A 20546-nucleotide genomic window follows, 5' to 3' on the forward strand; every position below is an offset into this window, starting at 1 on the left:
GGTGGACATCGACCTCACCGCGCTGCGGATGCTCGAGCGCGAGAAGGAGATCCCGTTCGACGTCCTCGTCCGGGCGATCGAGCAGGCGCTGCTCATCGCCTACCACCGCACCGAGGGGGCCCAGCGGCACGCACGGGTCGAGCTCGACCGGCGCACCGGTCACGTCGTGGTCTGGGCGGCCGAGGTGGACGACGAGGGGGCCGTCGTGCGCGAGTATGACGACACGCCCACCGGCTTCGGCCGGATCGCCGCGACCACGGCCCGCCAGGTCATCCTGCAGCGGCTGCGGGACGTCGAGGACGAGGCCGTCCTCGGTGAGTTCCGCGGCCGGGAGGGCGACGTCGTCGCGGGCGTCGTCCAGCAGGGTCCCGACCCCCGGGTGGTGCACGTCGACCTCGGCACGGTGGAGGCCGTCCTGCCGCCGGCCGAGCAGGTCCCGGGCGAACGGTACGAGCACGGGGCGCGGATCCGCTGCCTCGTCGTCGCCGTCCGCAAGGGACCCAAGGGACCCTCCATCACCCTGTCGCGCACGCACCCCAACCTCGTCCGTCGGCTGTTCGCGCTGGAGGTGCCCGAGGTCGCCGACGGCACCGTCGAGATCACCGCCGTCGCCCGGGAGGCCGGGCACCGCACGAAGATCGCCGTCCGGTCCACGGTCCCCGGCGTCAACGCCAAGGGCGCCTGCATCGGTCCGATGGGGCAGCGGGTCCGGGCGGTCATGGCCGAGCTGCACGGCGAGAAGATCGACATCATCGACCACAGCGACGACCCGGCGGAGTTCGTCGGCAACGCCCTGTCGCCGGCACGGGTGTCCTCCGTCGAGGTCGTGGACGCCGCGGCCCGGGCCGCCCGTGTCGTCGTGCCGGACTACCAGCTCTCGCTGGCGATCGGCAAGGAGGGCCAGAACGCGCGGTTGGCCGCCCGGCTGACCGGCTGGCGGATCGACATCCGGCCGGACACCGCCCCTGGGGGCGGCACGTCGGGGAACACTCCCGGTGCCGGGTGACGCTAGACTGACTGAGGCCGGACGCTCCGTCCGGCGGTCTGCGCGCCCCGCTGCCCCCCAGCGGACCTGCGTCGGCTGCCGGGTGCGGGACGACCGGTCCCGGTTGCTGCGGGTCGTCGCGGAACCGGGTCCTGCCACCGAGATGGCGCTGGTCCCGGACCCACGTGGCAGGCTTCCGGGCCGGGGTGCGTGGCTGCACCCGGACCTGGACTGCCTCGACCTCGCCGAGCGCCGGCGGGCGTTCGCCCGGGCCCTGCGCCTGCAGGGACCGGTGGACACCGCCGCCGTGCGGGAGCACCTCGCCACGGCGGGGGGCACACAGGGCCGGTAGCGCCGGTAGCAGAGCACCACGTCAGAGAACCAGCCGTCGAGTCGGAAGCGGGTCAGCGTCTGATGGGCACCCGATGAGCACCCAGCGATGAGCACCCCCCAGCACTAACGACGGTCCGCGCCTGTCTGCCAGGGCCCGGACCGAGACAGGAGAGATGTGGCAAAGGTCCGGGTCTACGAGCTCGCCAAGGAGCTCGGAGTCGAGAGCAAGGTCGTCCTGACCAAGCTCCAGGAGCTCGGTGAGTTCGTCCGTTCCGCCTCCTCCACGGTGGAGGCCCCGGTCGTGCGCCGGCTGCGCGAGGCGATGCCTCCAGCCGCGGACGGTGCAGGGAACGGCGCGAGCACCGACACGAGGTCGGCCAGGCCGGCGAAGCCGTCCGCCAGGCCGGGGAGGACGTCCGCGTCTGCGGGCGCGCCACCGGCAGGCGAGCTGCCGGCCGAGGCCCCCCAGGCGCCCCAGGAGTCCCAGCAGCCCCAGCAGTCCGAGCGGCCAGAGCCGATCGAGGCTCCCGCTGCCGACACTGCACAGCAGCCCGCCGCCGCGGCCCCGTCCGCGCCGGCCGGTGACGCGTCGGCCGGTGACGCACCGGCCCGGCCGGGCCCGAAGCCCGCGCCGAAGCCGGCGACGCCGCAGGCCCCCGCGGCCGGCGAGGAGGGCCGCAGCGGTCGTCCGGGTCCGGCCCGCCCGGGGAACAACCCGTTCGCGCCGAGCCAGGGGATGCCCCGGCCCGGTCAGCGTCCGCCGCGTCCGGGGAACAACCCGTTCGCGCCGAGCCAGGGCATGCCCCGGCCCGGTCAGCGCCCGGCGCCCGGTGCCGGTGCGCCGGCTGCCGGGGGCGAGCGCCCCGGCGGTCCTCGCCCGGGTGGTCCGCGTCCGGCTGCGCCCCGCCCCGGCGGTCCGCGTCCGAACCCCGGGATGATGCCCGGGCGCTCCTCGGTCGCCCGCCCCGGTGCGCCCGCGCGTGGCGGGGGTCGTCCTGGCGGCGGCCGTCCCGGGGGTGCCCCTGGCGGTCCTCCCGGTCGTGGCGGGGGCCCGGTCGGCGGCGGCTTCGGCAAGGGCAGTCGCGGTCGCGGTGGCACCCAGGGCGCGTTCGGCCGCGGTGGCGGCCGGCCGGTCCGAGGGCGCAAGTCCAAGCGCGCGAAGCGCCAGGAGTTCGAGGCCATGCAGGCGCCGTCGGTCGGAGGCGTCCAGGTCCCCCGCGGGGACGGCTCGACCGTCGTCCGGATCCGGCAGGGTGCCTCGCTGACCGACTTCGCCGAGCGGATCGACGCCAACCCGGCGAGCCTGGTCACCGTGCTGTTCCACCTCGGTGAGATGGCGACGGCGACCCAGTCCCTGGACGAGGACACCTTCAAGCTGCTCGGTTCCGAGCTCGGGTACGACGTCCGGATCGTCTCTCCCGAGGACGAGGAGCGCGAGCTCCTCGGTGCCTTCGACATCGATCTCGCGGCAGAGCTCGAGGCCGAGGACGACGAGGACCTGCAGCCGCGCCCGCCGGTGGTGACCGTCATGGGTCACGTCGACCACGGCAAGACCAAGCTCCTCGACGCCATCCGCTCCACCGACGTGGTCGCCGGTGAGGCCGGTGGCATCACCCAGGCCATCGGCGCCTACCAGGTGCACACCGAGCACGAGGGTCAGGACCGTGCGCTGACGTTCATCGACACCCCCGGTCACGAGGCGTTCACCGCCATGCGTGCCCGCGGCGCTCAGGTGACCGACATCGCCATCCTCGTCGTGGCCGCGGACGACGGTGTGATGCCGCAGACCATCGAGGCGCTCAACCACGCCCAGGCGGCCGGTGTCCCCGTGGTCGTGGCGATCAACAAGATCGACAAGGAGGGCGCCAACCCGGAGAAGGTCAAGCAGCAGCTGACCGAGTACAACCTGGTGGCCGAGGAGTACGGCGGCGACACCATGTTCGTGCCCATCTCCGCGCTGAAGCGCCAGGGCATCGACGACCTGCTCGAGGCCGTGCTGCTCACCGCGGACGCCGAGCTCGACCTGCGGGCGAACCCGAACAAGGACGCCCGCGGGGTGGCCATCGAGGCCCACCTCGACAAGGGTCGCGGTCCCGTCGCCACGGTGCTCGTGCAGTCCGGCACGCTGCACGTCGGTGACGCCATCGTCGCCGGTAACGGCTTCGGCCGGGTACGGGCGATGCTCGACGAGCACGGTGAGACCATCGAGGAGGCCGGTCCCTCGCGGCCGGTGCTCGTGCTCGGCCTCACCGCCGTCCCGGGAGCGGGCGACACGTTCCTCGTCGCCCCGGACGACCGCACCGCCCGGCAGATCGCCGAGCGCCGCGAGGCCGCCCAGCGGGCCGCGAGCCTGGCCAAGCGCCGTAAGCGGATCAGCCTCGAGGACCTCAACGAGGCGCTCGCGGCCGGCAAGGTCGAGACCCTCAACCTGATCATCAAGGGTGACGGGTCCGGCTCGGTGGAGGCGCTCGAGGACGCCCTGCTCAAGATCGACGTCGGCAACGAGGTCGAGCTGCGGATCATCCACCGCGGCGTCGGGGCGATCACCCAGAACGACGTCAACCTGGCGACCGTCGACAACGCCGTCATCATCGGTTTCAACGTGCGGCCGGCGGAGCGGGTCGCCGAGCTCGCCGAGCGGGAGGGCGTCGACCTGCGGTTCTACTCGGTCATCTACCAGGCGATCGAGGACGTCGAGAACGCGCTGCGCGGCATGCTGAAGCCGGAGTACGAGGAGGTGCAGCTCGGCACCGCGGAGATCCGCGAGGTCTTCCGCTCCTCCAAGTTCGGCAACATCGCCGGTGCGCTCGTGCGCTCCGGGGTGATCCGGCGCAACGCCCGGGCCCGGTTGCTGCGGGACGGCGTGGTCGTCGGGGACAACCTCACCATCGAGTCGCTGCGCCGGTTCAAGGACGACGCGACCGAGGTCCGTGAGGGTTTCGAGTGCGGTATCGGTCTGGGGTCGTTCAACGACATCAGGGTCGGCGACGTCATCGAGACCTTCGAGATGCGCGAGAAGCCGCGCGACTGACACGCGGCCGGCAGTCGCAGCGGCGCGGTGGCCACCGGCTGCCGCGCCGCTGCGACGCCGGGGGAGGAGGCGGGGTGTTCGTCGGCACGCTGACCCTCGACCTGCTGCTCGGGGACGTCCGCTCCCTCAAGCAGAAGCGGGCGGTGGTCCGTCCGCTGGTGGCCGAGCTGCGACGCCGTCACGACGTGGCCTGCGCCGAGACCGGCCACCTCGACCTGCACCGCCGCAGCGAGGTGGCGGTGGCGGTGGTGGCGGCGGACGCCACGCACTGCCGGGAGGTGCTCGACGCCTGCGAGCGCCTCGTGGCCGGCCGTCCGGAGCTCGAGCTCCTGTCGGCCCGCCGACGGGTCCTCGGCGACGGGGACCTGGACGACCGACCCAGCGACAGTGAGGACGGACCATGAGCGACCCAGCGCGCGCCCGCAAGCTCGCCGACCGGATCAAGGTCGTCGTCGCCGAGACGCTCGAGCGCCGGATCAAGGACCCGCGGCTCGGGTTCGTCACGGTGACCGACGCCCGGGTCACCAACGACCTGCAGCACGCGACGGTCTTCTACACGGTGCTCGGCGACGAGACCGAGCGGGCCGGGACCGTCGCGGCGATGGAGAGCGCCCGCGGGGTGCTCCGCTCCGAGGTCGGGCGGCGGACCGGCGTCCGTCTCACCCCGACCCTGGAGCTCGTCCTGGACGCCGTCCCGGAGACTGCCGCGCACATCGACGACCTGCTGCGCCGGGCGGCCGAGCAGGACGCGGAGGTGGCGCGGCGTGCCAGCGCTGCCGGCTACGCCGGCGACCCCGACCCCTACCGGCGCCCGGACGACGAGGACGGCGGGGACGACGAGGACGCCGAGGACGTCGAGGACCCGGGCGACGACGGGGACGCCGGCCGGTGAGCCGCCCGGAGGGCCCCTCCGGGATCGTCGTGGTGGACAAGCCGGCCGGCTGGACCAGCCACGACGTCGTCGCCCGGGTGCGTCGGCTGGCGGGCACCCGCCGGGTCGGGCACGCCGGCACCCTCGACCCGATGGCGACCGGGGTACTCGTCCTGGGCGTCGAGCGGGCGACCCGGCTGCTGACCTTCCTCGTCGGGGCGGACAAGTCCTACACGGCCACGGTGCGCCTGGGGACCGCGACGGTGACCGACGACGCCGAGGGCGACGTCGTCTCCCGCGCCGACGCCAGCGGCGTCACCGACGACGCGCTGGCGGCCGCCGTCGCCCGGCTGACCGGGCCGATCGAGCAGGTGCCCAGCGCGGTCAGCGCGATCAAGGTCGACGGCCGCCGCTCCTACGCCCGGGTGCGTGCCGGTGAGGACGTCGAGCTGCCGCCGCGGGCGGTCACCGTGCACCGGTTCGCGGTCGTCGCCACCCGGGCGCTCACCGTCGACGGGGTGCCCCAGGTGGACGTCGACGTGGAGGTCGACTGCAGCAGCGGCACCTACGTGCGCGCACTCGCCCGGGACCTGGGCCGCGACCTGGGGGTCGGGGGCCACCTCACCGCGCTGCGCCGGACCCGGGTCGGCGGCTACGGCCTCGAGACCGCCCGCACCCTCGACGATCTGGAGGGGTCGTTCTCGGTGCTCCCCCTGGCCGAGGCGGCGCGCGCGGCCTTCCCGGTGCGCGAGCTCGACGCCGAGGAGGCCCGACGGCTCGCCCGCGGGCAGCGACTCACCGTGGCCGGAGGCCCCGGCGACGGGGTCCCGGTCGCCGCCTTCGCCCCCGACGGCACCCTCGTCGCCGTCGTCCAGGACGTCGGGCCGACGACGCGACCTCTCGTCGTCCTCGCCCCGGCCTGAGCGCGGCGCCCGCGGCCGGGCTGGCACAGTTGTCGCGACCCGAGCCCCGCCGGGGGGCCGCGGAAGGAGGCACGCGCGTGCAGCGCTGGAACGACCTGGCCGAGGTCCCCGCCGACCACGGCCCGTCCGTCGTCGCGATCGGCAACTTCGACGGCGTGCACCTCGGCCACCGGAGCGTCCTGACCCGGCTCGTCGAGGAGGCCCGCGCCCGCTCCGCCGCCGCCGTCGCCATCACCTTCTGGCCGCACCCGCTGCACGTGCTGCACCCCGACCGTGCCCCCGAGCTGCTCACCGGCCGGCAGGACAAGCTCGACCTGCTCGACTCCACCGGGCTCGACGCCGTCCTGGAGATGCCGTTCACCCGTGAGCTCGCCGGCTGGAGCCCCGAGCGCTTCGTCGAGGACGTCCTGGTCCGCGCCCTGCACGCCACCGCCGTCGTCGTCGGCCGCGACATCCGGTTCGGGTACCGCAACTCCGGTGACCTGTCCACGATGCGTCGCCTCGGCGAGCAGCACGGTTTCGACGTGATCGTCCTCGACGACGTCGGTGCCGGCGGGGCCGGGGAGGGGAGGTGGTCCTCCACGATCGTCCGGCAGCGGCTGGCCGCCGGGGACGTAGCGGGCGCGGCCGAGGTCCTCGGACGCCCCCACCGACTGCGCGGCACCGTCGTCCACGGGGACCACCGGGGCCGCGAGCTGGGCTTCCCGACCGCGAACCTGGGCCCGGACCAGACCGGGATGCTGCCCGCCGACGGCGTCTACGCCGGCTGGATGGAGCGCCTCGACCTGCCCGCCGGGGCGCCCGACCGCCGGCTGCCCGCGGCGATCTCCATCGGCACCAACCCCACCTTCGACGGGCACGGCCGGCGGGTCGAGGCGTACGTGCTCGACCGTGACGACCTCGACCTGTACGGCGAGACCGTCGCGCTCGACCTGGTGGAGCGGCTCCGGGACACCGTCCGCTACGACGGTCCCGCGTCGCTCGTCGAGCAGATGCGCCGGGACGCCGAGCAGGCCCGGCGGGTCCTCGATTCGGGACGACGGGCCTGACGCTGATAGCCTGAGCGACGCCGTCCGATCGGCCGCGGACCCACAGAGCCCGGGTGAACAGGCCCCGGCGCGCCGCGCAACGACCCACGAAGGAGAGCCAGTGCCGCTCGACAGTGCCACCAAGCAGAAGATCATGTCCGAGTACGCCACGCGCGAGGGCGACACCGGTTCCCCCGAGGTCCAGGTCGCGATGCTCACCCAGCGGATCAAGGACCTGACCGAGCACATGAAGGAGCACAAGCACGACCACCACAGCCGTCGTGGTCTGCTCCTGCTCGTCGGCCAGCGCCGCCGGCTGCTGAACTACCTGGCGAAGAAGGACATCGATCGCTACCGCTCGCTCATCGAGCGGCTCGGTCTGCGCCGCTGACACCACCGGCCGCGGTCCCCTCAGGGGCCGCGGCCTTCGTGCACGGCGCCGCAGGAGCACCGAAACGGCACCACAACCGAATACACACCACACCAGGAGCGCAGGCCCGATCCGTCGCGCCGGTCCTCGGTAGTGGCTCCCGGGAGCCGCCGGCAGGCGAGAGCCCGAGGGCTTCAATCGATGACCGGACACCCGCCCGGACCGCGCGCCGATGCTCCGTGAACCAGAACGGAGTTCCCGTGGAGGGTTCCCAGCACGACGGCGTCGCCGTCACCGAGGCCGTCATCGACAACGGCTCCTTCGGCACCCGCACCGTCCGCTTCGAGACCGGCCGGCTGGCCCGGCAGGCCGCCGGCTCGGTGGTCGCCTACCTCGACGACGAGACGATGCTCCTGTCGGCCACCACGGCCGGCAAGCACCCGAAGGAGCACTTCGACTTCTTCCCGCTCACCGTTGACGTCGAGGAGCGGATGTACGCCGCGGGCCGGATCCCCGGCTCGTTCTTCCGCCGCGAGGGCCGGCCGAGCACCGACGCCATCCTCACCTGCCGCCTCATCGACCGGCCGCTGCGGCCGTCGTTCGTCTCCGGGCTGCGCAACGAGGTCCAGGTCGTCATCACGGTGATGGCGCTGCACCCCGACGACGCCTACGACGTCGTCGCGATCAACGCCGCCTCGGCGTCCACCCAGCTGTCCGGCCTGCCGTTCTCCGGCCCGATCGGCGGCGTCCGGGTGGCGCTCGTCGAGGGCCAGTGGGTGGCCTTCCCGCGGCACTCCGAGCTGGAGCGCGCGGTGTTCGACATGGTCGTCGCCGGCCGCGTCGTGTCCGGCTCCGGCGCGGACGCCGACGTCGCGATCATGATGGTCGAGGCGGAGGCCACCGAGACCTCGTGGGACCTCATCTCCGAGGGGGCCACCGCGCCGACCGAGGAGGTCGTCGCCGAGGGCCTCGAGGCGGCCAAGCCGTTCATCGCCGAGCTATGCCGGGCTCAGCAGCAGCTCGCGGACGCCGCTCGCAAGGAGACCGTGGAGTTCCCGCGGTTCCTGGACTACACCGACGACGTGCTGGAGGCCGTCACCGAGCTGGCCGCCGACGACCTGGCGCAGGCGCTGACCATCGCCGGCAAGCAGGAGCGCGAGAGCCGGCTCGACGAGCTGAAGGCGTCGGTCCGCGAGCGGCTCGCCGACCGCTTCGAGGGCCGCGACAAGGAGGTCGGCGCCGCGTTCCGCGCGCTGACCAAGAAGCTGGTCCGTCAGCGGATCCTGCGGGACAAGGTGCGCATCGACGGCCGAGGCCTGGAGGACATCCGGCAGCTGTCCGCCGAGGTGGACGTCGTCCCGCGGGTGCACGGGTCGGCCCTGTTCGAGCGCGGCGAGACCCAGATCCTCGGCGTCACCACGCTGAACATGCTCCGGATGGAGATGCAGCTCGACACGCTCTCCCCGGAGACGCGCAAGCGGTACATGCACAACTACAACTTCCCGCCGTACTCGACCGGCGAGACCGGCCGGGTCGGCAGCCCCAAGCGGCGAGAGATCGGCCACGGCGCGCTCGCCGAGCGGGCGCTCGTGCCGGTGCTGCCCACCCGCGAGGAGTTCCCCTACGCGATCCGGCAGGTCTCCGAGGCGCTGGGGTCCAACGGGTCGACGTCCATGGGGTCGGTCTGCGCCTCGACGATGTCGCTGCTCAACGCCGGCGTGCCGCTGCGCGCCCCGGTCGCGGGCATCGCGATGGGACTGGTGTCCGACACCGTCGAGAACGCCGCCGGCGAGACCGAGACCGCGTACGCGGCCCTGACCGACATCCTCGGCGCCGAGGACGCGTTCGGTGACATGGACTTCAAGGTCGCCGGCACGAAGGACTTCGTCACCGCGATCCAGCTCGACACCAAGCTCGACGGGATCCCGGCGTCCGTGCTCGCCTCTGCGCTGACCCAGGCCCGCAACGCCCGGCTGCACATCCTCGACGTCATGGCCGAGGCGATCAGCGAGCCGGACGAGATGTCCCCGAACGCCCCGCGGGTCATCTCCGTCAAGGTCCCGGTCGACAAGATCGGTGAGGTCATCGGCCCGAAGGGCAAGATGATCAACCAGATCCAGGAGGAGACCGGGGCCCAGATCTCCATCGAGGACGACGGCACCGTCTACATCGGCGCCACCGACGGGCCGTCCGCCGAGGCCGCGCGCTCGCAGATCAACGCGATCGCCAACCCGCAGATGCCGGAGGTGGGGGAGCGCTACGTCGGCACGGTCGTCAAGACGACGACGTTCGGCGCGTTCATCTCGCTGACCCCCGGCAAGGACGGCCTGCTGCACATCTCCAAGATGCGCCAGCTCAACGGCGGCAAGCGGGTGGAGAACGTCGAGGACGTGCTGTCCGTCGGGCAGAAGGTCCAGGTGGAGATCGCCGAGATCGACGCCCGCGGCAAGCTCTCGCTCGTCCCGGTGACCGAGGGCGGTCAGGACGGCGACACCGCTGGTGACGACGCGGACGCCGCTGGGGACGACGCCTGAGGTGGGCGTCCCGCTCCCGCTGACCACCGGCCACCCCGACGGCCGGACGTCTCGGCTCGCCGGGGAGGCGGGCGGCGCCGAGGTGCGCCGCTCCGTCCTCCCCGGCGGGGTCCGGGTGCTCACCGAGTCGATGCCCTCGATGCGCTCGGCGACCGTCGGGGCGTGGGTGGGCGTCGGCTCCCGGGACGAGGCCGAGGGCCACCACGGCTCGACCCACTTCCTCGAGCACCTGCTGTTCAAGGGCACCGCCCGGCGCTCGGCGATGGACATCGCGGCGGCCTTCGACGAGGTCGGCGGAGAGGCCAACGCCGCCACCGGCAAGGAGCACACCTGCTACTACGCGCGGGTGCTCGACGCCGACCTGCCGATGGCGGTCGACGTCATCTGCGACATGGTCACCTCTGCACGGATCGCGCCGGAGGACGTCGACAGCGAGCGCGGGGTGATCCTCGAGGAGCTGGCGATGAACGACGACGACCCCGCGGACGTCGTCCACGAGCGGTTCGCCGAGGTGGTGCTCGGCGGCCACCCGCTCGGCCGGCCGATCGGCGGCACCCCGCAGACCATCCGCGCCGTCCCGGCCGAGGCCATCCGGGCCCACTACGAGCGGCACTACGAACCGGGCACACTCGTCGTCACCGCTGCCGGCGGCGTCGACCACGAGGCGCTGTGCCGGCTCGTCGAGGACTCCCTGGCCGGTGCCGGCTGGCCGATGGAGGACGCGGCCGGTCCCCGTCCCCGACGGACCCCTGACCCGGACGGCGTCCGCCTTCCCGCCGGTGGCCGGCTGACCGTCCGTCGCAGCACCGAGCAGGCCAACGTGATCCTCGGCGGACCCGGGCTGGTGGCGACCGACGAGCGGCGGTTCACCCTCGCCGTCCTCAACGCCGTGCTCGGCGGCGGGATGAGCAGTCGGCTCTTCCAGGAGGTCCGGGAGAACCGCGGCCTGGCGTACTCGGTGTACTCCTTCTCCGCCGGGTACGCCGACGCCGGCTACTTCGGCCTGTACGCCGGCTGCGCGCCGGCCCGCGTGCCCGAGGTGGTCGAGCTGCTGGCCGAGCAGTGGCACGCCGTCGCCACCGGTGGCATCACCGAGGAGGAGCTGGTCCGTGGCGTCGGCCAGGTCAGTGGCAGCACGGTGCTGGCCATGGAAGACACCGGGTCCCGGATGAGCCGGCTGGGCAAGGCCGAGCTCGTGCACGGGGAGTTCATGGGGGTCGACGAGACCCTGGACCGGTTCCGGGCGGTCACCACCGAGGACGTCCGGGACCTCGCCGCCGAGCTGTGGCAGGCCCCGCACTCGCTCGTCGTCGTCGGTCCGTTCGACGACGACCCCGTCCCCGTCGTCCCCTAGCCGCCGTCCCACCCACCCCCCGCCCACCCCCCCGTGATCATGCAATCCCGCCACCCTGCCCCCCCACCCCCCCGTGATCATGCAGTCCCGCCACCCTGCGCGGGACCACGGCCATGGCCACATGCCGCCCCGAAGCTTGCGTCGAGAGCGTGGTCTCGGGCTGCAGAATGCTGGATTCGTCACAGCTTTGCCGGCGTGTTGCGCCACCAACCCAGCACTTTGCGCGGGGTGGGGGGAGGAGGGCAGTGAGGCGGCGGGGGTGGCGGGATTGCATGATCACCAAGGGGAGGTGGGGGCGCGGGGGGCGGGGAGAGACCGGGCGGGGGTGGCGGGATTGCATGATCACCGAGGGGGAGTGACATACTGGGGGGCGAGACACACGACTGCGCGTGCTCCGGGGTTGGGTGAAAGTCCCGACCGGCGGTAACAGTCCGCGACCCGGCCGAAGCCATCGGCCGGTTGACCCGGTGGAACTCCGGGACCGACGGTGAGAGTCCGGATGGGAGGCAGCACGCAGGCGTCCGGTCCGCCGTCATCGGCGTCGCCGGTCGTCCGTCCCGTTCCCCGGAGCCCGTGCCCGACCAGGACGGAGCACGGGATGTTCACCGGCATCGTCGAGGAGCTCGGCGAGGTCCTCGGCACGGAGAGCGGGCCGAGCAGCGCCCGGCTCACCGTGCGCGGCCCCGTGGTCACGGCGGACGCCCGGCACGGCGACTCGATCGCCGTCAACGGGGTCTGCCTGACCGTCACCGACCAGCCCGCTCCCGACGCCTTCACGGCCGACGTCATGCTCGAGACCCTCGAGCGGACGACGCTCGGCGGCCTGCGGCTCGGCGACCCGGTGAACCTCGAGCGCGCGGTGCCCGCCGGTGCCCGCCTCGGCGGCCACGTCGTCCAGGGGCACGTCGACGGGGTCGGACGGGTCGTGGCGCGCACCCGGGGGGACCGGTGGGAGACGGTACGCATCGAGGTGCCCGCCGCCCTGGCCCGCTACGTCGCCGAGAAGGGGTCGGTGGCCGTCGACGGCACCTCGCTGACCGTCGCGGCCGTCCACGACGACCCCGCCCCGTCGTTCTCCGTGGGTCTCATCCCGACCACGCTCGCCGCCACCACGCTCGGCCGCGCAGCCCCGGGCGCCCGCGTCAACCTGGAGGTCGACGTCATCGCCAAGTACGTGGAGCGGCTGCTGACGGCCGGTGCGGCGTCGTGAGCGCCCCCGCGGTCCGGCTGGACCCGGTCGAGCGCGCCGTTGCCGAGATCGCCGCCGGCCGGCCGGTCGTCGTCGTGGACGACGTCGAGCGGGAGAACGAGGGCGACCTCGTGATGGCCGCGGACGCCGTGACCGCCGAGTGGATGGCCTTCTTCGTCCGGCACACCTCCGGGGTGGTCTGCGTGCCGATGACCGGTGACGCCCTCGACCGCCTGCGGGTGCCGTTGATGACCCCGCACAACGAGGAGCGGATGCGCACCGCGTACACGGTGACGGTCGACGCGCGGGTCGGCGTCACGACCGGGATCTCGGCCGCCGACCGCACCCGCACCGTCCGGGTTCTCGCCGACCCGGCCAGCACGCCGGAGGACCTCGCCCAACCCGGCCACGTGCTGCCGCTGCGGGCACGCGACGGCGGCGTGCTCGTGCGCCGCGGGCACACCGAGGCCGCGGTCGACCTGGCCCGCCTCGCCGGCCGGCAGCCCGCCGGCGTCATCGCCGAGCTCGTCGAGGACGACGGTGGGATGCGCCGGGCACCGTCGTGCCGCCGGTTCGCCGACGAGCACGGGCTGGCGATGGTGTCCATCGAGGACCTCGTCGCCCACCGCCGCCGGCACGACCGGCTCGTCGACCGGGCTGCCACCACGAGGCTGCCGACCCGGCACGGTGAGTTCACCGCCGTCGGGTACGCCGACCGGGTCGACGGCAGCGAGCACCTGGCCCTCGTCGCCGGGGACCTCGTGGAGGGGCGGCTCGTCGACGGCCGCGACGTCCTCGTCCGGGTGCACTCCGAGTGCCTCACCGGGGACGTGCTCGGCTCCCAGCGCTGTGACTGCGGCCCCCAGCTGGACGCCGCGCTCGCGGAGGTCGCCCGCACCGGACGCGGCGTCGTCGTCTACCTGCGCGGGCACGAGGGCCGCGGGATCGGGCTGCTCGCCAAGCTGCGGGCCTACGCGCTGCAGGACGCCGGTCTCGACACGGTCGACGCCAACCTCGAGCTGGGACTGCCCGCCGACGCGCGGGAGTACGCGGCGGCCGCGCAGGTCCTCGCCGACCTCGGGGTGCGCAGCGTCCGGCTGCTGACCAACAACCCCGACAAGGTCGCGGGACTGCGCCGGTACGGCGTCGAGGTCACCGAGCGCGTCGGTCTCACCGTCGGCGTCCGGCCGGAGAACATCGACTACCTGCGCACCAAGCGCGACCGGATGGGCCACGACCTGCCCGACGACCTCGGGGTGCGGGCGTGAGGCAGGGACGGCGATGACCTGGGAGCGCACGTGAGCGGGACCGGGGCCCCGACCCCGACGATGCCGGACGGCGCGCAGGGGCTTCGGGTCGCGGTGGTCGCCGCCCAGTGGCACGAGACGGTGATGGCCGGGCTCCTGGACGGCGCCCGCCGGGCCCTCGCCGACGCCGGCGTCCGGGAGGTCACCGAGGTCCGCGTCCCCGGCTCCTTCGAGCTGCCGGTCGCGGCGGCGCGGCTGGCGGTGGCCGGCGCCGACGCCGTCGTCGCCCTCGGTGTCGTCGTCCGCGGCGAGACGCCGCACTTCGACTACGTCTGCCAGGCCGCGACGACCGGGCTCACCCAGGTCGCGGTGTCCACCGGCGTGCCCGTCGGGTTCGGCGTGCTCACCGTGGACACCGAGCAGCAGGCGCTCGACCGGGCGGGGCTCGACGGGTCCCGCGAGGACAAGGGCTACGAGGCCGTCCACGCCGCCCTCAGCACCGTGCTGGCCCTGCGGGCCGAGGGCGCCTGAGGCGCAGGCTAGGGTCGTCGGCATGGTGCGGGTGGCCGTGATCGGCGCGAGCGGGCGGATGGGCGGCCAGGCCTGCCAGGCCGTGGAGGGCGCTGACGACCTCGAGCTCGTCGCCCGGATCGGTCGCGACGACCCGTTGGAGCGCATCGTCGAGGCGCGGGCCGACGTCGCCGTCGAGCTGTCCGTCCCGGACGCCGCCCCGGGCAACGTGGCCTTCTGCGTCGACCACGGCGTGCACGCGGTGGTCGGGACGACCGGCTGGGACGAGCCCGCACTCGCCGACCTGCGCGCCCGGCTGGAACGGCACCCGGACGTCGGCGTGCTCGTCGCCCCGAACTTCGCCCTCGGCGCCGTCCTGGCCATGCGGTTCGCCGAGATGGCCGCCCCGTACTTCGAGTCGGTCGAGGTGGTCGAGCTCCACCACCCGGAGAAGGTGGACGCCCCCAGCGGGACGGCCCGCCGCACCGCCGAGCAGGTGGCCGCGGCCCGCCGGGCCGCCGGTACCGGTCCCAGCCCGGACGCCACCGTCTCGGCCCTGGCGGGGGCCCGGGGCGCGGACGTCGACGGCGTCCGGGTGCACAGCGTGCGGCTGCGCGGCCTGGTCGCCCACCAGGAGGTGCTGCTCGGCGGGGCGGGGGAGCAGCTGACCCTCCGGCACGACTCCTTCGACCGGGTCTCGTTCATGCCGGGGGTGCTGCACGGGGTGCGCACGGTGGCGTCCCGGCCGGGTCTGACCGTCGGCCTCGAGCACTACCTGGACCTGGGGTGAGGACGAAGGCGCTCGTCGCCGTCCTCGTCGCCGGCGTGGTGTTCTACCTCGTCCTGCTCGGTCAGCGTGCCTGGATGCTGCTCACCAGCGGGTCGACGGCCGGTGTGCTGCTCGGCGTGGGTGTGCTGGCGCTGCCGCTGCTCGTCGGCTGGGCGGTGTGGCGCGAGCTGCGCTTCGGTCTGGCCACGCAGCGGCTCGCCCGCGACCTGGACGCCGCAGCCGGCGTCCGTGACGTCGCCGACGTCGCCGACCTGCCGCGCCGACCCAGTGGCCGGGTGGACCGGGCCGCGGCCGACGCCGCCTTCTCCGGGTACCGCGCGGCCGTGGAGGCGGCGCCGCAGGACTGGCGGGCCTGGTACCGGCTCGCACAGGCCTACGACGCCGCCGGGGACCGCCGCCGGGCCCGCGCCGCGATGCGGCACGCCGTCAGCCTGCACGGCTGACCGGCCGGGCCGCGCTCCGCGCGGCCGCCGCGGCCAGCGCCTCGAGCGGCCCCCGCTGACCGGTCGACCGCCACAGCGTCCCGATCACCAGGGCCCCGACGACGTGCCAGGTCAGCTCCCGCAGGCCGAGGCCGAGCGCGACGACGTGCACCGAGTACAGCGTCAGGGTCATCGACCCGGCTGCGGCCAGGGGGAGCAGCAGCCGCCCGGCCCAGGGTGCCAGCAGCAGGCACCCGCCGAGGACGGCGAGCGCCGTCCCGGTCGTGTGCAGCAGGTCGGGCGGGGTCCCGGCATGCGGGGAGTCGACGGCCAGCCACCACCAGGACTCGGTCGGGGTCACCCCGTAGAACCACCGGTCGGCGTCGACGGCGGCCGCCCCGCCGGCGTCCAGCAGCACGGCGGACAGCACTGACGCCGCGGCCGCGAGCAGCAGGCCACCGAGGCCCAGCCCGACCGCCGTCCGCGTCCGGTTCAGCCGGCTGCGCCCCACCGCCAGGCCGACGAGCAGGTAGCCGGTCCACTGCAGCGCCGGGTAGTACCCGGTCAGCAGCAGCTCGGTGAGCAGGCCCACCGGGTCACCGAGCGACAGCCACGACGGGTTGGCTCCGGACGGCGGAGGTACCGCCGGCCGCAGGACGTGCCCCACCACGGGGCTGACCACCAGCCACGCCCCGGCGAGCACCGCGAGCGTTCGCGCCCGCAGCCGCAGGAACGGCACGGCGAGGACGAACAGCAGCCCGTAGTTCACGAGGATGATCGCGACCGGGGTGGGCAGCAGCCCGAGGGTGAGCCCGATCGCGGCCACCACGGCGGCCCGGGCCAGGACGGCGCGGGCACCGGCGCCGGCCAGGGCGAGCCCGACGCCGGCCAGGACGGCGAACAGCGCCGACGCCCGCCCGGAGGACACCGCGTAGGCGAGGGAGAGGGAGCCGTCGGCGTCCGTGCGCGGCAGCACGTGCACCGACATCATCCCCAGCAGCGCCAGTCCGCGGGCGACGTCCACCCCGGCCAGCCGCCGCCCGACCGGGGCGGCCCGCTGCCCGGTGGCTCCGGCCGCGAGGCCGCTCATCCGACCCCGGCGGCGCGCAGCCCGGCCGCCACCGCCGCGGCGAGCACGACCACCAGGATGAACGGCGCCCTCAGCCACAGTGCGAGCGCCGCGACGGCCACCGCCGCGACCCGGGCGTCGAGGACGAGCCCGGCGTCCCCGCCGAATGTCTGCACTCCCACCAGGGCGGCGAGCAGCGCGACGGTGACGAGGGCGGCCAGCCGCCGGGCGCGCTCCCCGGTCAGCAGCCGGGCAGGGACGAGGTAGCCGCCGAGCTTGAGCAGGTAGCAGGCGGCGGAGGCGGCCAGCACCGCCACCCAGCCGGTCACCGGGTCCCCCCGACCGGCCGCGGCAGGAGGCCGACGACGACGGCGACGCCGGCGGCGAGCAGCACCGGCACCCCGGCCGGCAGGCCGGGGGTCGTCGCCACCGCGACGACCGCCGCGCCGGCGGCCACGGCGCGGGCGTCCCGGTGGCGCAGCCGGGGCCACAGCAGCCCGAGGAACGCGGCCGCCGCGGCCGCGTCGAGGCCCCACCGGCGCGGGTCCCCCAGGGCGTCCCCGACGACGGCGCCGAGCAGCGTCATCGCGTTCCACAGCACGTACACGGCCGCGCCGGTCGCCCAGAACCCCAGCCGCCGGGTCGCGGCGGTCGGCTGTGCCGTGGCCACGGCCGTCGACTCGTCGATGGTCAGGTGGGCGGCCAGTGCGCGCAGCGGCCCCCGAGCACCGAGCATGGGGGCGACCTGCAGCCCGTAGAGGCCGTTGCGCGCACCGAGCAGGCCGGCCGTGGCGACCGCCGCACCACCCGCCCCGCCGGCGCCGAGCACGCCGATGAACGCGAACTGCGACCCGCCGGTGAACATGAGCAGGCTGAGCGCCGCGGTCTGGGCGACGGAGAGCCCGGCGGCCACCGACAGGGCGCCGAACGACACCCCGTAGGCACCGGTGGCCGCCCCGACCGACAGGGCCTGCCGCCAGGTCGCGGCCCGCAGCACCCGGTCGGCGTCCGCGGACGTCACGACGCCAGCCCCGCGTGCAGGTGGACCTCCTCCAGAGTGGCGCCACCCGGCAGCTCGAGGGTGCGCCGCCGGCCGTCCGGCTCCAGCCCGCTGGTGCGCAGGAACGCCAGTCGCGGCGCGTCCTGCTCCGGCGTCCAGGTGCCGATCCGCTCACCCCCGGCCTCACGGAGCAGGTCGGCGACCGCGTTGAGCAACCGGGACCCGTGCCCGCGCCGCTGGTGGGCGGGGTCGACGAGCAGCGCGACCACCTCGCCGTCCGGCTCGGCCGCGGCGAACCCCACGACGGTCGGACCGGCCGCGGCGACGAGCACCCGGTGACCGGGGGAGGGCGGAGCGCTCACCGCGGGTCGCCACGCCTCGGCCAGGGCCTCCGGTGCCAGCGCCTCGAGCACCTCGGCGGGCAGCAGCCCGGAGTAGGCCGTCCGCCAGGCGCGGGAGTGCACGGCGCCGATGGCGGGGACGTCGCCGGCGGTGGCCGCGCGCACGGAGGCGTCGGCGCCGGGTCCGGTCAGCACGTCGGGCGTCTCCACCCGCGGCATCCTCGCACCCGGGACGGCGGTCGGTAGGGTCGGCCCGTGACCGACGACTTCGAGATCACCTTCCGCAGCGACGTCACCGTCGAGCTGGTGCGCGCCAGCGCTCAGGACGCGGACGTCGTGTTCGCCGCGAGGGTGTCGACGAAGGGTGAGCAGAGCCTCCAGGACGTCGACGCCGACGCCCAGCGGTCCGCCGGGCTCATCAACTACCTCATGCGGGACCGGCACGGCAGCCCGTTCGAGCACAACTCGATGACCTTCTACGTGCAGGCGCCGATCTTCGTGTTCCGGGAGTGGATGCGCCACCGGATCGCCTCCTACAACGAGGAGAGCGGTCGGTACCGAGAGCTGCGACCGGTGTTCTACGTCCCCGGGCCGCAGCGGCACCTGGTCCAGGAGGGCAAGCCGGGGCAGTACGTCTTCGTCCCCGGCACGCCGGACCAGCACGCGCTCGTCGACGAGCAGATCCGGGCCGCCTGCGAGCAGGCCTACGCCGCCTACCGCCGGATGCTCGACGCCGGGATCGCCCGCGAGGTCGCCCGGATCGTGCTGCCGGTGACCACCTACTCCTCGATGTACGTGACGATGAACGCCCGCTCGCTGATGAACTTCCTGTCGTTGCGGACCAAGCGCGAGGACGCCCGGTTCCCGTCCTTCCCGCAGCGGGAGATCGAGATGGCGGCGGAGCAGATGGAGAGTCACTGGGCCCGGCTCATGCCGTTGACCCACGCCGCCTTCGAGCAGAACGGCCGCGTCGCGCCCTGAGCCTGCTCAGCGCGGCTGAGTCTCGGCTGAGGCGGGGGGAGGGCTCAGTCGGTCAGTGGGGCCCAGCCGTGGGACCGGGCGACCCCGGCCCGCCAGCGCCGGTAGCCGGCCTCGTCCCGTTCGCCGGGCTCGAACCGGCGGTCCAGCCGCCAGGTGTCGCGCAGCTCCTCCAGCGACGACCACACCCCGGTCCCGAGCCCGGCGAGGAAGGCCGCGCCGAGGCCGGTGGTCTCCGGCATCGCCGGTCGCTCGACCGGGACCCCGAGCTGGTCGGCCTGCAGCTGCATGAGCAGGTTGTTCGCCGACGCGCCGCCGTCGGCGCGCAGCACCGGGACGGTGGTCTCCATCGTCGCGACGACGTCGCGGACCTGGAAGGCGATCGCCTCCAGCGTCGCGCGGACGAGGTGGGCGCGGGTGGTGCCCCGGGTGATCCCGAGGATGGTGCCGCGGGCGTCGGGGTCCCACTCCGGGGCGCCGAGGCCGGTCAGCGCCGGGACGAACACCACCCCGCCGGTGTCCGGCACGGTCCGGGCCAGGGCCTCGGTCTCCGCCGCCGAGCCGATCACCTGCAGCCCGTCCCGCAGCCACTGGACGGCGGCCCCGGTGACGAAGATGGAGCCCTCCTGGGCGTAGGTGAGGGTGCCGTCGGGGGCCATCCACGCGACCGTCGACAGCAGCCCACCGAGCTCGCCGTCGACGGTCCCCGCCGCCGCGGTCGCGCCGGTGTTCACGAGTACGAAGGACCCGGTGCCGTACGTGCACTTGGTGTCCCCGACCTCGAAGCACGTCTGCCCGAACAGGGCCGCCTGCTGGTCGCCGGCGATACCGGCGACCGGGACGTCGAGGCCCAGGAACGAGCCGGGATCGGTCCGGGCCACCTCGCCCCAGCTCGGCACCACCTCGGGCAGCGCCTCCGCCGGGACGCCGAACAGCTCGCACATCTCCGGGGACCAGGTGCCGCTGCGCAGGTCGAGCAGCAGGGTCCTCGACGCGTTCGAGGCGTCGGTGACGTGCCGGGTGCCACCGGACATCCGGGCGACGAGGTAGGAGTCGACGGTGCCGACGGCGACGGAGCCGCCCTGGACCCCGGCCCACGTGTCCGGGTCGTGGTCGCGCAGCCACGCCAGCTTCGTCGCGGTGAAGTACGGGTCGAGCCGAAGTCCGGTGAGCTCGGCGACCCGCGGCTCGTGGCCCTCCTCGCGCAGCCGCTCGCACAGGGCGGCGCTGCGCCGGTCCTGCCAGACGACGGCGCGGCGGGGGGCGGCCAGGGTGCGGCGGTCCCACAGCACCGCGGTCTCGCGCTGGTCGGTGATCCCCACCGCGTGGATCTCGGTGTCACCGCCGCGGCCGCCGTGGCGGGCCCCCGCGGCCCGCAGCGCGTCGCGGCAGGCGGTGAGCGTGGCCTGCCAGATCTCCTCGGGCTCGTGCTCGACCCAGCCGGGCCGGGGGAAGTGCTGGGCGAACTCGGCGTAGCCGCGGCCCAGGACGGTGGCGTCCTCGGCGATGACGAGCGCGGTGACGCCCGTCGTCCCCTCGTCGACGGCGAGTACGGCGCGGCGGGTCACGGC

Annotated in this window: 20 protein-coding genes and 1 riboswitch; of the genes, 16 read left to right on the forward strand and 4 right to left on the reverse strand. The window is 74.6% G+C overall.

The window, feature by feature from the left end; genetic code table 11:
* Position 1: 1 nt before the first annotated feature.
* The 15 genes from nusA (at position 2) to HJG43_04705 (ending at position 15608) form a co-directional block, all read left to right on the forward strand.
* Positions 2-1006 carry a transcription termination/antitermination protein NusA gene (nusA, locus tag HJG43_04635; GenBank protein UER53959.1) on the forward strand — a complete coding sequence of 335 codons (1005 nt, stop codon included), beginning with the start codon at positions 2-4 and terminating at the stop codon, positions 1004-1006.
* Between the two features lie 7 nt (positions 1007-1013).
* Complete coding sequence (locus tag HJG43_04640; GenBank protein ID UER55708.1) at positions 1014-1337, forward strand: YlxR family protein; 324 nt, start codon at positions 1014-1016, stop codon at positions 1335-1337.
* A 156-nt stretch (positions 1338-1493) separates the two neighbouring features.
* Positions 1494-4349: a translation initiation factor IF-2 gene (infB, locus tag HJG43_04645; GenBank protein ID UER53960.1), complete on the forward strand. Its 2856-nt coding sequence runs from the start codon at positions 1494-1496 to the stop codon at positions 4347-4349.
* A gap of 74 nt (positions 4350-4423) precedes the next feature.
* Positions 4424-4753, forward strand: a complete 330-nt coding sequence (locus tag HJG43_04650) for a DUF503 domain-containing protein (GenBank protein UER53961.1) — start codon at positions 4424-4426, stop codon at positions 4751-4753.
* Positions 4750-5241 (forward strand): 30S ribosome-binding factor RbfA, encoded by a 492-nt coding sequence (gene rbfA, locus HJG43_04655; GenBank protein ID UER53962.1) that lies wholly within the window; start codon positions 4750-4752, stop codon positions 5239-5241. The genes HJG43_04650 and rbfA overlap by 4 nt, the downstream gene beginning before the upstream one ends.
* The gene (truB, locus tag HJG43_04660; GenBank protein ID UER53963.1) at positions 5238-6143 is read left to right on the forward strand and encodes a tRNA pseudouridine(55) synthase TruB; all 906 of its coding nucleotides are present in this window, start codon (positions 5238-5240) and stop codon (positions 6141-6143) included. Before rbfA ends, truB begins: the two co-directional genes overlap by 4 nt.
* A 77-nt stretch (positions 6144-6220) precedes the next feature.
* Complete coding sequence (locus tag HJG43_04665; protein ID UER53964.1) at positions 6221-7192, forward strand: bifunctional riboflavin kinase/FAD synthetase; 972 nt, start codon at positions 6221-6223, stop codon at positions 7190-7192.
* A 100-nt stretch (positions 7193-7292) separates the two neighbouring features.
* The gene (gene rpsO, locus HJG43_04670) at positions 7293-7562 is read left to right on the forward strand and encodes a 30S ribosomal protein S15 (protein UER53965.1); all 270 of its coding nucleotides are present in this window, start codon (positions 7293-7295) and stop codon (positions 7560-7562) included.
* A gap of 239 nt (positions 7563-7801) precedes the next feature.
* Positions 7802-10075, forward strand: a complete 2274-nt coding sequence (locus HJG43_04675; GenBank protein ID UER53966.1) for a polyribonucleotide nucleotidyltransferase — start codon at positions 7802-7804, stop codon at positions 10073-10075.
* A 1-nt stretch (position 10076) separates the two neighbouring features.
* Positions 10077-11429, forward strand: coding sequence for an insulinase family protein (locus HJG43_04680; protein UER53967.1), 1353 nt, complete (start codon positions 10077-10079; stop codon positions 11427-11429).
* Positions 11430-11815: 386 nt separating this feature from the next.
* Positions 11816-11945, forward strand: a riboswitch (FMN riboswitch).
* Between the two features lie 82 nt (positions 11946-12027).
* Positions 12028-12639, forward strand: coding sequence for a riboflavin synthase (locus HJG43_04685; GenBank protein ID UER53968.1), 612 nt, complete (start codon positions 12028-12030; stop codon positions 12637-12639).
* Entirely contained in the window at positions 12636-13886 is a 1251-nt protein-coding gene (locus tag HJG43_04690; GenBank protein ID UER53969.1) for a bifunctional 3,4-dihydroxy-2-butanone-4-phosphate synthase/GTP cyclohydrolase II, read from the forward strand. The genes HJG43_04685 and HJG43_04690 overlap by 4 nt, the downstream gene beginning before the upstream one ends.
* A 30-nt stretch (positions 13887-13916) precedes the next feature.
* Positions 13917-14396: a 6,7-dimethyl-8-ribityllumazine synthase gene (locus HJG43_04695; protein UER53970.1), complete on the forward strand. Its 480-nt coding sequence runs from the start codon at positions 13917-13919 to the stop codon at positions 14394-14396.
* Positions 14397-14418: 22 nt separating this feature from the next.
* Positions 14419-15165 (forward strand): 4-hydroxy-tetrahydrodipicolinate reductase, encoded by a 747-nt coding sequence (locus HJG43_04700; GenBank protein ID UER53971.1) that lies wholly within the window; start codon positions 14419-14421, stop codon positions 15163-15165.
* Positions 15162-15608: a hypothetical protein gene (locus tag HJG43_04705; protein UER53972.1), complete on the forward strand. Its 447-nt coding sequence runs from the start codon at positions 15162-15164 to the stop codon at positions 15606-15608. The genes HJG43_04700 and HJG43_04705 overlap by 4 nt, the downstream gene beginning before the upstream one ends.
* Here the strand turns inward: HJG43_04705 and HJG43_04710 are convergent.
* From HJG43_04710 to HJG43_04720, 3 genes are all read right to left on the reverse strand, one after another.
* Positions 15592-16677: a DUF1624 domain-containing protein gene (locus tag HJG43_04710; protein UER53973.1), complete on the reverse strand. Its 1086-nt coding sequence runs from the start codon at positions 16675-16677 to the stop codon at positions 15592-15594. The genes HJG43_04705 and HJG43_04710 overlap by 17 nt on opposite strands.
* The gene (locus HJG43_04715; protein ID UER53974.1) at positions 16674-17147 is read right to left on the reverse strand and encodes an AzlD domain-containing protein; all 474 of its coding nucleotides are present in this window, start codon (positions 17145-17147) and stop codon (positions 16674-16676) included. Before HJG43_04715 ends, HJG43_04710 begins: the two co-directional genes overlap by 4 nt.
* Before the next feature lie 526 nt (positions 17148-17673).
* Positions 17674-18216, reverse strand: a complete 543-nt coding sequence (locus HJG43_04720; protein ID UER53975.1) for a GNAT family N-acetyltransferase — start codon at positions 18214-18216, stop codon at positions 17674-17676.
* A gap of 36 nt (positions 18217-18252) precedes the next feature.
* Here HJG43_04720 and HJG43_04725 point away from each other — a divergent pair, with 36 nt between their 5' ends.
* A complete protein-coding gene (locus HJG43_04725) occupies positions 18253-18978 on the forward strand; it encodes an FAD-dependent thymidylate synthase (GenBank protein ID UER53976.1) in 726 nt (241 codons plus the stop codon).
* Positions 18979-19022: 44 nt separating this feature from the next.
* Here HJG43_04725 and HJG43_04730 read toward each other — a convergent pair whose 3' ends face one another.
* On the reverse strand, positions 19023-20543 hold the full coding sequence (locus HJG43_04730; GenBank protein UER53977.1) for a glycerol kinase: 1521 nt from the start codon (positions 20541-20543) through the stop codon (positions 19023-19025).
* Positions 20544-20546 lie beyond the last annotated feature (3 nt).

The organism is Kineosporiaceae bacterium SCSIO 59966 (genome assembly GCA_020881835.1).
Classification (GTDB): domain Bacteria; phylum Actinomycetota; class Actinomycetes; order Actinomycetales; family SCSIO-59966; genus SCSIO-59966.